The sequence below is a fragment of the Thermotalea metallivorans genome (assembly GCF_001562415.1).
Lineage (GTDB): Bacteria > Bacillota > Clostridia > Peptostreptococcales > Thermotaleaceae > Thermotalea > Thermotalea metallivorans.
The window spans coordinates 98,456-112,350 of the sequence record NZ_LOEE01000021.1; the positions used below are offsets into that span (position 1 = coordinate 98,456).

Annotated in this window: 16 protein-coding genes; 13 read left to right on the plus strand and 3 right to left on the minus strand. The window is 33.9% G+C overall.

Annotated features, from left to right (window positions below; genetic code table 11):
• The first annotated feature begins 3 nt into the window (after window positions 1–3).
• From miaA to AN619_RS04240, 7 genes are all read left to right on the plus strand, one after another.
• The gene (gene miaA, locus AN619_RS04215; RefSeq protein ID WP_068555227.1) at window positions 4–945 is read left to right on the plus strand and encodes a tRNA (adenosine(37)-N6)-dimethylallyltransferase MiaA; all 942 of its coding nucleotides are present in this window, start codon (window positions 4–6) and stop codon (window positions 943–945) included.
• A gap of 44 nt (window positions 946–989) precedes the next feature.
• On the plus strand, window positions 990–1,241 hold the full coding sequence (hfq, locus tag AN619_RS04220; protein ID WP_068555228.1) for an RNA chaperone Hfq: 252 nt from the start codon (window positions 990–992) through the stop codon (window positions 1,239–1,241).
• Between the two features lie 102 nt (window positions 1,242–1,343).
• On the plus strand, window positions 1,344–2,294 hold the full coding sequence (locus AN619_RS04225) for an AAA family ATPase (protein ID WP_330382021.1): 951 nt from the start codon (window positions 1,344–1,346) through the stop codon (window positions 2,292–2,294).
• On the plus strand, window positions 2,294–2,902 hold the full coding sequence (locus AN619_RS04230; protein ID WP_068555230.1) for a GTPase: 609 nt from the start codon (window positions 2,294–2,296) through the stop codon (window positions 2,900–2,902). The genes AN619_RS04225 and AN619_RS04230 overlap by 1 nt, the downstream gene beginning before the upstream one ends.
• Complete coding sequence (locus tag AN619_RS04235) at window positions 2,883–3,458, plus strand: hypothetical protein (protein ID WP_068555231.1); 576 nt, start codon at window positions 2,883–2,885, stop codon at window positions 3,456–3,458. Before AN619_RS04230 ends, AN619_RS04235 begins: the two co-directional genes overlap by 20 nt.
• 43 nt (window positions 3,459–3,501) lie before the next feature.
• Window positions 3,502–3,678 (plus strand): hypothetical protein, encoded by a 177-nt coding sequence (locus tag AN619_RS15850; RefSeq protein ID WP_157064897.1) that lies wholly within the window; start codon window positions 3,502–3,504, stop codon window positions 3,676–3,678.
• A 55-nt stretch (window positions 3,679–3,733) separates the two neighbouring features.
• Window positions 3,734–5,038: a methionine gamma-lyase family protein gene (locus AN619_RS04240; protein ID WP_068555232.1), complete on the plus strand. Its 1,305-nt coding sequence runs from the start codon at window positions 3,734–3,736 to the stop codon at window positions 5,036–5,038.
• 127 nt (window positions 5,039–5,165) lie between these two features.
• Here AN619_RS04240 and lexA read toward each other — a convergent pair whose 3' ends face one another.
• The gene (gene lexA, locus AN619_RS04245) at window positions 5,166–5,783 is read right to left on the minus strand and encodes a transcriptional repressor LexA (protein WP_068555254.1); all 618 of its coding nucleotides are present in this window, start codon (window positions 5,781–5,783) and stop codon (window positions 5,166–5,168) included.
• A gap of 148 nt (window positions 5,784–5,931) precedes the next feature.
• On the opposite strand from lexA, the gene AN619_RS04250 reads away from it, so the two are divergent.
• Complete coding sequence (locus tag AN619_RS04250; protein WP_068555233.1) at window positions 5,932–6,237, plus strand: LysM peptidoglycan-binding domain-containing protein; 306 nt, start codon at window positions 5,932–5,934, stop codon at window positions 6,235–6,237.
• A gap of 22 nt (window positions 6,238–6,259) precedes the next feature.
• Here the strand turns inward: AN619_RS04250 and AN619_RS04255 are convergent, their stop codons facing one another.
• Complete coding sequence (locus AN619_RS04255) at window positions 6,260–7,393, minus strand: tyrosine-type recombinase/integrase (RefSeq protein ID WP_083524975.1); 1,134 nt, start codon at window positions 7,391–7,393, stop codon at window positions 6,260–6,262.
• Window positions 7,394–8,330: 937 nt separating this feature from the next.
• On the opposite strand from AN619_RS04255, the gene AN619_RS04260 reads away from it, so the two are divergent.
• The 5 genes from AN619_RS04260 (at window position 8,331) to AN619_RS04285 (ending at window position 13,446) form a co-directional block, all read left to right on the plus strand.
• Entirely contained in the window at window positions 8,331–9,428 is a 1,098-nt protein-coding gene (locus AN619_RS04260; protein WP_068555234.1) for a radical SAM/SPASM domain-containing protein, read from the plus strand.
• The gene (locus AN619_RS04265; protein ID WP_068555235.1) at window positions 9,421–10,536 is read left to right on the plus strand and encodes a radical SAM/SPASM domain-containing protein; all 1,116 of its coding nucleotides are present in this window, start codon (window positions 9,421–9,423) and stop codon (window positions 10,534–10,536) included. The genes AN619_RS04260 and AN619_RS04265 overlap by 8 nt, the downstream gene beginning before the upstream one ends.
• A gap of 530 nt (window positions 10,537–11,066) precedes the next feature.
• The gene (locus AN619_RS04270) at window positions 11,067–11,336 is read left to right on the plus strand and encodes a hypothetical protein (RefSeq protein WP_068555236.1); all 270 of its coding nucleotides are present in this window, start codon (window positions 11,067–11,069) and stop codon (window positions 11,334–11,336) included.
• Complete coding sequence (locus AN619_RS04275) at window positions 11,333–11,995, plus strand: ATP-binding cassette domain-containing protein (protein WP_068555237.1); 663 nt, start codon at window positions 11,333–11,335, stop codon at window positions 11,993–11,995. Before AN619_RS04270 ends, AN619_RS04275 begins: the two co-directional genes overlap by 4 nt.
• Window positions 11,996–12,714: 719 nt before the next feature.
• Entirely contained in the window at window positions 12,715–13,446 is a 732-nt protein-coding gene (locus AN619_RS04285; protein WP_068555239.1) for a hypothetical protein, read from the plus strand.
• 240 nt (window positions 13,447–13,686) lie between these two features.
• On the opposite strand, the gene AN619_RS16675 is transcribed toward AN619_RS04285, so the two are convergent.
• The gene (locus AN619_RS16675) at window positions 13,687–13,782 is read right to left on the minus strand and encodes an IS3 family transposase (RefSeq protein WP_157064903.1); all 96 of its coding nucleotides are present in this window, start codon (window positions 13,780–13,782) and stop codon (window positions 13,687–13,689) included.
• Window positions 13,783–13,895 lie beyond the last annotated feature (113 nt).

The following is a 13,895-nucleotide window of genomic DNA, read 5'->3' on the forward strand; positions in this document are numbered from 1 at the left end:
AGTATGGGGAAACCTCTTTTAGTCATTGTAGGCCCTACGGCCGTCGGCAAAACGGAAACCTCTATTGCCGTTGCCAAAAAACTAAATGGGGAAATCATATCTGCCGATTCCATACAGGTTTACAAACATATGGATATCGGAAGTGCAAAACCAACCCTGGCAGAACGGGAAGGTATTCCCCATTATCTAATGGATGAAATAGATCCAAGGGAAAATTTTTCCGTAGCTGAATTCCAAAGCAAGGCAAAGGAATATATCCGCATGATTCATGAAAAAAATAAACTTCCCATCATTGTGGGAGGCACAGGCTTATATGTAAATGCCATTTTGTATCAAATGGATTTTACAGGTACTGCATCCAATTGGGCCCTAAGAAAAAAACTGGAACAGGAAGCGGCCATGTACGGAAATGAATTTTTGCATGACAAACTCAAGGAAATCGATCCCAATGCCGCTGCAAGAATTCATCCGAATAATGTGAAAAGGGTTATCCGTGCCCTGGAGGTATATTACGAAGGGGGAGAAAGAGTTCACGATTTTCAGAATACATTTGTAGAAAATCCTGAATATGATTATGTCCTCATCGGATTAAATCGAGATAGAAAAGAACTGTATGAGCGAATCAACAAGAGGGTAGATCTTCTCATTGAAAATGGCCTTGTGGAAGAAGTAAAATATCTGATGAATTTGGGTTTGGATGAAGAAAATATTTCCATGAAAGGATTAGGCTACAAAGAAATCATCGGGTACTTAAAAGGCAAATACAGCTTTGATGAGGCCGTGGAAATATTAAAAAGAGATACCCGACGCTATGCAAAACGTCAACTAACCTGGTTCAGAAGATATGAAAAGATTCGGTGGTTTGATATAGGCCATTATATATCCAAAGATGCCTTCGTGGAGGATATTGTAAAATATGTTGAAGGAAAATTAAACTTGGTATAGAATATTCTAGTAATTAGACATTTGATTATCTAGGAGGGGTATTGATGAAAAATGCAATCAATCTGCAAGACGTTTTTTTAAATCAAGTAAGAAAGGAACATGTTCATATAACAATATATTTGGTCAATGGTTTTCAAATCAAGGGAATGGTAAAAGGATTTGACAGCTATACCATTGTATTGGAGAGCGAGGGGAAACAACACCTCATCTATAAACATGCCATTTCTACAATTACGCCTTTAAAATCAGTGAATTTTGTCACCGCCAGCAAAAAACAAGATCAAGATGAAGAATAACAAAAAAAGTTTAAAAAAGGACGACATTTTGTCGTCCTTTTTTAAACTTTTTTTGCCTTTGATGCATATGATGTTATAGCAACCATTTTTGAGGTGATAGCATTGAGAGCAGGAAACAGGCATGGAGAATTGGAAGAAATATTATTGAGACTGGAGAAGGGGAAAATCTCCACGGAAGATGCCATAGAAAAAATAACTGTCCAAGCGCCTATATCATACAATGAGATAAATCACAGGGAAAGTCTGGAAGAATTGATCAAGGAACTGGATCGCATGATCGGACTGGAAAAAGTAAAAAAGCTGGTGAAAGAAATTTATGCCTACATAGAAATTCAGAAAAAACGTAAAGAAGAGGGATTGATCGCCGAGCCCCTGGTAATGCATATGATCTTTAAAGGTAACCCCGGTACCGGCAAAACAACGGTAGCTCGTTTGTTGGGCAAAATTTTTTGGAAGATGGGTATCTTAGAAAAAGGTCATTTGGTTGAAGTAGAAAGGGCTGATCTGGTAGGAGAATATATTGGACATACAGCAATAAAGGTTCGGGAACAAATCAAAAAATCCTTGGGCGGTATTTTATTTATAGACGAAGCTTATTCTTTGGCAAGGGGAGGCGAGAAGGATTTCGGAAAAGAGGCAATTGATGCTTTGGTAAAGGGAATGGAGGATTATAAAGAAAATTTAATCCTTATCCTCGCCGGCTATCAGGAAGAAATGGATTGCTTTCTAAAGAGCAATCCGGGTTTAAAATCACGTTTTCCAATCCATATCGATTTCCCCGATTATGAATTGGACGAACTTATACGAATCGCAGAAAGCATAGTAGAAAAAAGACAATATAAACTTTCCATATCAGCAAAAGCAAAACTGTCCAAGCTCATCACACAAAAAAGAATGGAAGATCATGTCCTCAGTGGAAATGCCCGCCTCGTCCGAAATCTTATCGAAAGGGCTATCCGCAAACAGGCCGTTAGGCTGCAAAAAACCGGCAGCTTTTCAAGGGAAGATTTGCTCACTATTAAAGGAGAAGACATTGCAGAGGGGGATGTTTAATGAAAAAATGCCTTATTGTGGGAAAGCCAAATGTGGGAAAGACATTATTTTTGATTCGTTTCGGAGAATACCTGGGGTTACAGAATATAAAAATAAATCATATGGATAGCAGTGGTAGAATTCAACAAAGACAATATACCATAGAAAGCGCAAAAAAAGCTTTATCCTCCAGTGAACCTTTCCAAACGGAAAGTTTGCAATCTATAGAATTAGAAATTCCTATACTGAAGGGAAAAAAGAAAGTAGAAATCATCGACAGCAGCGGTCTGATTGACGGAATTCATCAAAATGTCATAATCAGAAGGGGCATGGCTCAAACCTTAAGCGCCATGAAAGAAAGCGATATCATTTTGCATATGATCGACATATCCAGTTATGGAACCCATCATCTCATCAACGGATTGGGAAAAACCGATTATCAGTTGGCCCAGTATGGCCTGCGAAAGGAAGGATATGTCATTTTGGCCAATAAAACAGATCTCCTTGAAAGCAAATCAAAAATTATTCAATTGCAGAAAGAGTTTCCACAACATTATGTTATACCTGTATCTGCATTGACAGGACAGGGTTTTGATGAGGTGAAGACATATGTTAGCCGCCGAATATAGTGTTCTTCATAAAATCATCGCCTCCCTATTGGTAGGTTTTTCTATTAAACTGATGGATGATTATATTGATGAAGAGAAAGAAATGCAATCCTCCCACAGCCTCGTAAAGCAAATGGGAAAAGGCACTCTCCCTTATGCCATGATACTGACCGCTTTGGCGGCGGGTTTCCATGGGGAATATGCAGTGACCCTCACCAGTGCCTGTTATATTGTAGGCATGTTTCATCACTTGAATACAAAGCTCCTTTCCGGGCTGCGCAGTTACCAAGAGAGTTTATTGGTGATGCTGATCAATGTATATTTCTTTTCATTTCAGGCCATATTTTCTTCCATCATCATTATTTTATTGATTCAAATCGCAGATGATATTTTAGATGTAGAATGGGACAGAAAATATGGTTTTAAAAACTATGCCAATCAATTTGGAAAAGGGGAAGCAATCATTGTCACTTTGATTCTTGGCGTCATTTCCATCATGTTCTATTTGAGCAAATTTCTGATCGTTGTTTCCTCTGCCATATGGATCGAATGGGCATATAAAAAAATCCATCGATAGTCTTTCCGGAGCAGTGATTTTTTATGGGAAGGGGGGATTTCCCGTGATATATGGATATTTTATAGTGATCGGGTTAGTGATATTTTTGTGTGCCTATGGTCTCGGACGCAGAATCGGCATCAAAGAAGGCTTTGCGAAGGGAATTCATTATGCTCCCATCGCTTTTAGGGAAGAAGCATACAAAACCAACCGCTGCCCTGTATGCAATAAGTTCAATTGATAATCCCATGGTAATATGTTAAAATACAAAAGAATGAAAATTGGAAGGTGATCATATGCTCAATCATACAAAAGACTTGCTGAAAAATACCTTTGCAATACAAGATAAAATTATTCAAATTGGCCTGGAAACGGAGGAAGAGATCCGAAAGGAATTGAAACGGGTTGAAGATATTCGAGAATACAATCAATATAAGGTGCTTTCTGCCATGCAGGAATGCAGGGTGAGCGATATGCATTTTCATTGGCATACCGGCTATGGTTATAACGATCCCGGTAGGGAAGCCGTGGAACGGGTATATGCGAAATTATTTAAAACGGAAGATGCCATTGTACGTCCCACCATCGTTTCAGGAACCCATGCCCTTACCTTATGCTTAACGGGTATATTAAGGCCGGGAGATGAATTGATTTCTGCCACGGGAAAACCCTACGACACCCTAGAGGAAGTCATTGGAATCCGCGGGGAAAAAAACAACGGATCCTTAAAAGACTTTGGCATCACATATAAGCAAATTGATTTCACAGAGAACGGGGACGTGGACTTGATCCGGTTGAAAAACGCCATTACAGCCAAAACGAAAATGGTATTTATTCAAAGATCCACAGGATACAGTTGGAGAAAGGCTTTAGCCATTGGTCACATCAAAGAAATCGTGGACACCGTGAAATCCGTCAACCCATCCATTGTTTGCATGGTAGATAACTGTTATGGAGAATTTTTAGAAATGTTGGAACCTACAGAGGTAGGTGCAGATATCATGGCCGGTTCCCTGATCAAAAATCCGGGCGGGGGGCTTGCACTCACAGGGGGTTACATCGTAGGAAAAGAAGAACTGATACGGCTTGTTTCTTATCGTTTGACTTCTCCCGGCGTGGGGAAAGAAGTGGGATTAACCTTCGGCATGACAAGGAGTATGCTGCAAGGACTGTTCATGGCACCCCATGTGGTAGGTGAAGCAATTAAAGGAGCTATTTTTTGCGCTAGGCTCTTTGAAAAATTAGGTTATGAGGTTTCTCCAAAATATAACGATATCAGAAGTGATATCATTCAATCAATTAAATTAGGAGATGCCGCATCGGTCATTGCATTTTGTCAGGGAATACAGGCCGCAGCTCCTGTAGATTCCTTTGTAAAGCCGGAGCCTTGGGACATGCCCGGATATGATTGCCCCGTAATTATGGCAGCAGGTGCTTTTGTACAAGGATCATCCATTGAATTGAGCGCCGATGCTCCCATAAAAGCACCCTATATCGTATATTACCAGGGAGGGCTAACCTACGAACATGCCAAAATTGGCGCTTTAAAGGCCTTGCAGTTCCTAGCAGCTGCCAATTGCATAGGATTCGATACAGTTTAAAATAAAGACTTCACCATCATATGGGATATTGCCATAAAAGTTAACATAATAATATTACGTTAACAAAATTATAGAAAAAGTACCTGAACATGAAATCAGGTACTTTTTTGACTCCCCATAAATTTAATTATAGCTTCCGAAAGACACCTTTCACCGATCCCAAGATTTTCACATGAGATACCAGAATAGGATTCATATGAGAATTTTCCGGCTGCAGGCGAATGTGGTCCTTTTCTTTATAAAATCTCTTCACCGTAGCTTCATCTTCAATCAACGCAACCACAATTTCTCCATTTTTAGCAGTTTCCTGTTGCTTGACAAGGACATAATCTCCGTCGAGGATACCGGCTTCGACCATACTTTCTCCCTTTATTTTCAACATAAAATAATTGCTGTTATCTACAAAATCTATGGGTACAGGAAAAGTATCCTCAATGTTTTCTACAGCCAAAATAGGCTGGCCGGCGGTAACCTTTCCTACAATAGGGATTTCCACAATTTCTTTTTTGCTAATCAAGTTGCTGCCATCACTATCCAAAAGCTCAATGGCCCTTGGCTTCGTCGGATCCCTTCGAATGTATCCGTTTTTTTCCAGCTTCGCCAGATGCCCGTGTACCGTCGATGTTGATTTTAAACCTACGGCTTCGCAGATTTCTCTGACAGAAGGGGGATAGCCTTTTGTATATACCTCGCGTTTTATATAATCAAGTATTTTTTGCTGTTGTTCTGTTATATCATAAACCATGGATAGCACCTCACTGCGTTTTTTTTCATTATAACATAGTTTTTGAAAAATATCAAACATTTGTTCGTTATTTTTCAAAAAAGTGTTTACTTTGAACATCTGTTCTGCTAAAATAAGAATAAGAACATTTGTTTGGGAGGTTGTGAAAATGAAAAAGTCCAAGCTTTATATTGCTGATAAAGGGAGATTTGCATTATTTATGATTGTTATGACGATAATTTTTACCTCAAGCATGAATCTTGTTTTCCGAACGGATATTGCAGAAGGAGCAGTGGAGCCGCAATATGATGAAATATGTATTAAACCGGGTGATACTCTTTGGGCCTTAGCGAAAAAATATACGCCTAATCACAAGGATGTACGGGAAACGATCTATGAAATTACTCAAATCAACAACCTGAAAACATCGGATATTTTTCCTAATCAAGTCATAAAAATACCCATACATGAATGACCCTTTTTACTTACATATCGATCTATTTATTTTTATCGTATTCCTCCAACCATTCAAAGTTATTTACAATTTCCCTTTTCACATTCTTCTTATGGGCAGCATACAATTGTGTTGTGGTTACATTGTCATGATCTAAGAGATTTTGTACATCATAAATTGAAAAACCATACTGTATTAAAGAAGTAGCTGCCGTTGCCCTCAGCTTATGGGGGCTATAGCCATTTTCCTTTGTAGTGCCCAGTGCAATGGAAGTATATTTTTTCACCAGCTCCCGGATGGCTTTTTCAGTCATCCTTGTCTTTTGTAAGGAAAGGAAAAGGGCATCCTTATGTTCCTCGGGAATCAAGTCCTCGGAAGGTCGTTCTTTTTCAATATAATCCTGAATGACTTTTTCAACGGATTTGTTTAAAGGCATACTGACTTCCTTCCCCCGTTTACGGTATATCTTGAAATCACCCCTGCCAAAGTTGAATGAACTTACATTTAGCTGCTGCAATTCTTTCAGCCTTAAACCATAGGTAACAAATAACATCAATATGGCCTTATCCCTTAATTTCGTCTTTTCCCAGTAGGCCAATTCTTTTTCTGTGAGACCATCACCATTTTCAACGGCATCCAACATTCTTGCCACCTCGTCAATTTCCAAACGTTTTATGGCATCGGGCTGAGGCTTGGGAAGCCTTATGGGATTAAAACCGTCGGTGATATTCTCCTGAATTAATTCATCCCTGTATAAAAATTTGAATAAAACAGCCAGGGAAGATTTTTTTCGAGCCAAAGATCTGTTGTGATTTTCCATTATAGTAACGGCATTTTCCTTCTCCACGGTATAGCGAGTACAATATTCGCCTAAAAAACGGTTTACGTCCCGGGCTTTTATCCGGTTAAATTCCTCCAAGGTAATCTCTTTCACCACTTCGGCCTTTGTAATTATTTTTTCGTTTACAAGGTACTTGCAAAAGAAATAAATATCTTGCAAATAGGCAAGTCTTGTTGTCAGGGCTACACCAGATTTCAAATATAAAAAGAAGTCCTTCATAAAATCAGGCAAAGCATTTTCCAGTTCTATGCAGCTTTCTATGATTTCGTTTTCCTTTTGTACAATATTGTCGGGTCTGTCGGATTTATTATGTATCCTGATCATTTTTTTAGCCATCATATCACTCCCAATATCAACATGGTGATGAAGCATAAAAGATATCTTTTCAAGCAAAAGTATACTTTGAATTTTCTCCTCTGTCAAATTTGCCTTAATCAACAAATTGATCATCTGTGATGAAAATAAAAACATATATGCATCCCATGGTGCACCATGAACATCTTATAAAAATAATTCAGGATTGTGAGACTACTTGTGAACACATGACTACCCATTTAAAACATAGACAATTAGCGTTTATAAATCTTATTTTAGAATATGTTAGGGTTCACGCACCCTACTTTGCATTGTATAATCAAATTATAAAATTTGGAATAAGTGTTGACAACTCCCAATAAAATATATAATATGTAATTGTGTATTAAAAAATATTATTTTATATTTTTATTATGTCATAATACAATAAAAATATTTTAAATTATTATCTGAAAAATATATATGTATGATTTACTTTTATTCAACGCTACATATGATACCCAGACATATTCCAAAATCTCTGTCCCAATACAAGTAGTAAGATCTGCCGGGATGAATTGCAGTACATTGAGGAAAACCTTTAAGGTTTAAGGCTGAAAGCCTTGAAATAAAAGGGGTTGCAAATTTTGTAACTGCTTAATAGTAACATATGAAAGGAGGGTAATGATATGTTCATAAGGGGTACAGGGTAATAAATTATCACAAGGAGTTTGGGATCAATTGTGTTTAATTTAAAAAACTAGGGGGAATGAAATTCAAATATCATAAACTTAACAAAACTCTATAATTAATAAGGAGATGGAAATTATGAATCTAAAAGTTAAAAAGGTGGTTATTACTTCATCAGCATTAGCAAATCATATTTCAAAATCACATGGCCATTAAATTGATAAGAGAGGTAACCTTTTGGCGTTACCTCTCTAGCTTATTCATATTATGCAGGAGGCTATAAATTAATATGATAAAGAGTCTACATAATGATGAAAGAAAATGGTATAACATATTTAACTCATATTATAATTTAAAAATAAGAGAGTTGTATAAAAAGGAAATAAAGTATCCTTTTAATCCAATATATGTTGGTTTGAAAATAACTGAGAAATGTAATCAACGTTGTAAACACTGCTGGTCAGGGAAGTCATCGTTTGAACCATCATATGAGCAAATAGAAAAAGCTATACAAAAGATTAAGAGTTTTGATATTTATCATTTTACAATAACTGGTGGGGAACCTTTCTTAAGAGAAGATTGTTTTGATATTATTGAACTAGCTAAGAGAAATTTCCCGGTTGTTGAGGTTTTTACTAATGCAGAGTTATTAACAAGTAAGGACATCGATAAATTGTCTTTAATACTAGGGAAAGATGATTTTCTTCAAGTTAGCTTAGATGGTTTAGAGCAAACATATAAAGCCCAAAGGGGTGTTGATGGCTATGAGAAGGTTATAAAAAATGTAGAATTGCTAATTAAGAAAGGGATTAATGTAAGAGTTCACATGACTGTTAGCAAGTATAATGAGTCAGATATTTTTCCAGTATATAAAAAATGTTTATTATTAGACTGTCATACATTTTCTATCACATTTGTATACCCTCTTCGCAAAGGTTGTATTATAAGAGATGAAACTTCATTTGATATATATGAACAATCAATAAAAAATATTAGTAATCATCATAATGCAGGAAATTACAAAATGTTTATTAGACCATTTGTTCCAATTGAGATACAGAGTAAATATGCTAGGTATAAAGTTAACAAAGATTTTATATTTTTTAATGAAAATATTTTGCATTGGGTTATTGATGCAAACGGAGAAATTTATAATTTTATGGATCATATCAAACACAAAGATTTAAGGATTGGAAATATATATAATGATGATATAGAAACTATAAAAAAAACAAATTTAAATGTCCAAAGGAAGATTTTATTTAGAAATTTGAATAATGAAAAATGTTCTAAATGTAGTTTACTAGATAGTTGTCATGGGGGAAACTATATTGATAACTATCCTGACATGAATAAACCAGACAGGAGGTGTAAAGCAGATGTATAATGGTATATATGAAAAACAAAAGTATTTAAATAATATTGATAATTATATGAACGAGTGCAGAAAGAAACAACCATTTGATATAAATTATTATATATATAATCGTTTGAAAGAAGAAAAAAAAATCGAAAAAACTATATTACCATTAAAGATAGGATTGAAAATCACCAATTATTGTTATTTTAATTGTTCTTATTGCTTTTCAAAAAAAGGTAAAAACTACATGACATTAGAAACAGTTCAAAATGTTATAAATAATTTGGAACAATATCCATATATTATATATTTAACGGGAGGAGAACCTTTTTTAAATCCTCAAGTATTTGATATGATTGATTATTTGTATGATAAAAATATACTAATAAAAATACATACATCTGGTGTAATACAAAATAAAGAATTAATTTCACAATTAACGCATAGAAAAGAGAAGATTGATACTATCCAGATTAGTATAGATTCAATAGTTAATTTTGAACAACTTCGTCCATCACATTTTGATAATCCTGTAAAAATTATAAGAAATTTTATAAGTGAGTTTAATAATAGAGAAAAAATTCATGTTAATTGTGTTTTATCTAAATTGAATATTAATGATGTATATAGTGTTATAGATTTTTGTTATGAAGAAAAAATATCATTTTTAAGATTATCAACTATTTTTACTAAAGACAATAAATTAAAACTTAAAGATTTAGAAAATGTTTATTATTACTCTAAAATAATTGACTATGCTCGAAAGAAAAATATTATTTTGCTAAGTGATCCTATATGCCACCCTTGGTCAGTAAAAATGCTGAATGGTTTACATGATAATAAGCCTCTTTTTTGTCCAGCACAAAAGACAGAATTAGAAATAGATCCAGAAGGAAATGTTTATCCTTGTCCATTTTTATATGACGATTTACATAAAATGGGCAATGTTAATAATATGTCAATTTCTGAAATTTGGGAAAAAGGTAAAGTTGAATTAAATAGCACTATATGGACAAAAAATGATATTTGCAGAGACTGCACTAATTTGGAGAATTGCGGTGGGGGATGTTATGCTAACGCATATTTACATAAACAAAATTATGATCCGAGGTGTTGTAAGGTTGAAAAAGAATAGCAGGGATTGTCTTTTAACTTAAGGGCATAGCGAACAAGCCATCTTGCGGTGGCCTAAAAATTGAATATGTAGACAAAATTAAGGTTATTCTGTAGCTGACTTAATTCTATAACCTTGGAATCTTGCTAATTGTAGCGCCTGCTCCACAGTAATCTCACGCGCAGCAAGAAGAACGTCAGATTTCCTATAAAGTTCAGCATTTTTTTAAAGCCATAGGGACTCCTTGCTGAACTGAGAAGTTCCAAAAAATTATAGGGAGATACGGCATTGACTGAACGCCTAGAATTTAAACGAAATTGTTTAAACAAAGATAAGGTTACATGCTCGAAGACATACTTATTTGTGCTTGAAAAGGCGGACTACACATATATAAATGCAGTCACTCTGTAAACAGAGTAGCCCACTCACCTCCCCGTGGTTTGTAGTATACCGAAATCCCTATGACTAATAATAAAAAAATAATCGCTCAAAGCCAACCCTTTTTCATTACGTTTTGTGCCTTGAGCGAAGCGAAAGGAATGATTATATAAATGAAAGAAATTAGCAATAGAGTATTTTATAGATTTGAGCCCAATTTAGAAGAAAATGGTTTGTTAATAGTTTTTTTTAGGGATACTGAAGAAATATATGAAATGACAGAGCCTTATTACTTATTTTTAAAATGTCTTGAGAAAAATATGGATAGAGAAGAACAAGTAATATTTTTTAATAAAAAGTATCCCAATTTACATGTTTCTGAAATTGAAGAAAACTTAATGGTTATCGAAAAAGATCTTAAGGAGTTAGGGGTTATTGTATGATTAAATTAAAAAATGTCATAAAAATATATAAAAATATACCAGTGCTAAATGTGAAGGAATTGACAATAGAGGATAAAACAATAAATTGTTTCATAGGAAGCAATGGAGCGGGGAAGTCTACCCTTATATTTATTATATGTGGTTTTGTTTATCAAACAAAAGGGGAAATTTTAATTGATGGATTTTCCAATAAAAGCAGCTATATGCGAAAAAACAGCCATATTGTATTAGAAAGTGGAAAAGGTTTTTATGAATACTTAACAGCCAAAGAAAACATACAGTATATGTTGGGAATTAATAAAATAAAGTATAAAACTAAAGAAGAAGAATTACAGCGTTATATTGATGATTTTGAGTTTCGTGAACACATAGATAAAAAAGTCAGTGAGCTATCACAGGGGAACAGGCAGAAGCTTTCGTTGATACTTGCTATACTATTAAGGCCTAAGTATCTTGCCATGGACGAGCCAACCAATGGTTTGGATGAGAATGCAAAAAGAGTGTTATTTAAAAAGCTTTGTGAATTGAGAGAAAATGGTAGCACCATATTAATAACTACCCATGATTCTGATTTAATAAAGCATGATTTTTTTCAAATATATGAAATGAATAAAGGTGAAATTATTAGTTTAAAGAAAGGAAATGAATATGCTACATAATTATTATATAGAATTACGAAGGAGTATATTAGAATTTAAAAACTTTAAAATTAATATTATATTTGCTAATTTAGGATATGTTATACTGTTTATGGGACTAATTGACTTCTTTGATAATGAAAGAAAAAGTCTGTTTTTTCTGCTTTTCACATGGTATTGGTCTTTGCATGGTTTAGATAGTACCGCTTTTATATTGGAAGATGAGATTGAATATAGGACTTTGTTCAACATTCTTTCAAGTAAAGTAAGTATTTTTTCAATTATTGCTATGAGAAATCTTATTCAGATATTTATGGACTTTATTAAAGGTTGCATTATCTTTATTATAATAGCAATAGTATTGAATATGTCACTGAATGTTTCTTTAAGTCAATTTTTTTTAATATTTATTTTTATCAGTACTACAACTATCATTATGTATCTGATTGGAGGAATAATCGGAAGCTTTGCTTTAGTGTATAAAAGGATAAGTTCACTTTCTGGAGTTTTGTATTATGTAATATTATTTTTCTCGGGTATTTTTTATGAAGTAAAAGTATTTTCAGTTTTATTTCCTTTTACAGTATTGAATAACATAATTATATCCATATTAAACAACAACAAAATTCCAATGGCTTTAGTTGTAATAATATGTTTGCAATCAATTGGTTACTTAAGTTTAATGTTCCTATCGTTTAAAATAAATTGTAGAAGATTATATCGGGAGGGCAAAATTCTTCATGTGTGATAGTTTTTTTTCTTTAGTTAAAATAGATTTAGTGAAAAAAATACAACAGAACAAAAATTATTTCATAGATTATTTTCTAAGTGAAGCAACAGATATTTTTTTTCTTTTGGGAATAATTTTTGTGGAATATAATACTAATCATAATAATGATCGAATTGTCTCAGATAAGTATTTTATTTTTAGAATATTCATGTGGTTCATTTTAACTGGAGTTATTGGAAAGATTATTTCAGAAGTAGAGCGTGAAATTCGTATGGATTATTTAAAAAATATTTTGCATCACAAATATTCGTTTGCTGATATTTTTCTTTCAAGAGTAATTTCAACCTGCATAGAAATTATATTTGTTGTACTGATTCCTGTATTATTAGTATTGTTTGCTGCAGGTATGCATTTTACATTGTTTTCATTTCAAACATTATTATATTTTATTCTAATTTTAGTTATAACGGTTTTCTTGTCCTATTTATTTCTGTTAGTCGTTCTTCATGTTAAGAGAATAATGGCTGCTCATGGGCTATTTTCAAACTATCTATTATTTTTTAGTGGATTAGTTTTTTTAGACAGTAAAAATAAGATTGGATTATTTAGACGTTTAAACTTTTTTTTATTTAACAATATTAATTTGTTGTATTTAAGCATTTTTTATATATTTATTATCATTCTTATTTTCGGAATTGTTTTTCTGCAAAAAAGGATTTCACTAAAGATTCACATGCTATGAAAGTAAGCGTCTGGATCTATGTCAATAGTTTGGACACAAATTTAAGTTTTTTATTTCAACTACCGCCACCCTTGACAAACTATTCATAAATGCACCCTGACTTTTACCCGAAGGCGATAAACTCAAAGCAAGCTATATACAGCCTTCGGAACAAGCTATTTTAGCATTTATTCATTAGTTTATCAAGGGCAAGCCCTACGGGTTGGCTAGTATTCCCTCAGGCTTAAAATCTAAAGCAAGCTATGCTGCTCTACACATATTCTCATATTGCTCTGGGGTCATATAATCAATTGATGAATGGATTCGTTTTCTATTATAAAACCCTCCCTCTATAATCTAACGAATTCTCTTAATTGCTTGCTTTTTCTTAGAATTTCACATTTCTCAAAACTTGCCACATGGATATAATGCTCATTTATGTATAAAACTGGATGGGCAAGGGTGACCTG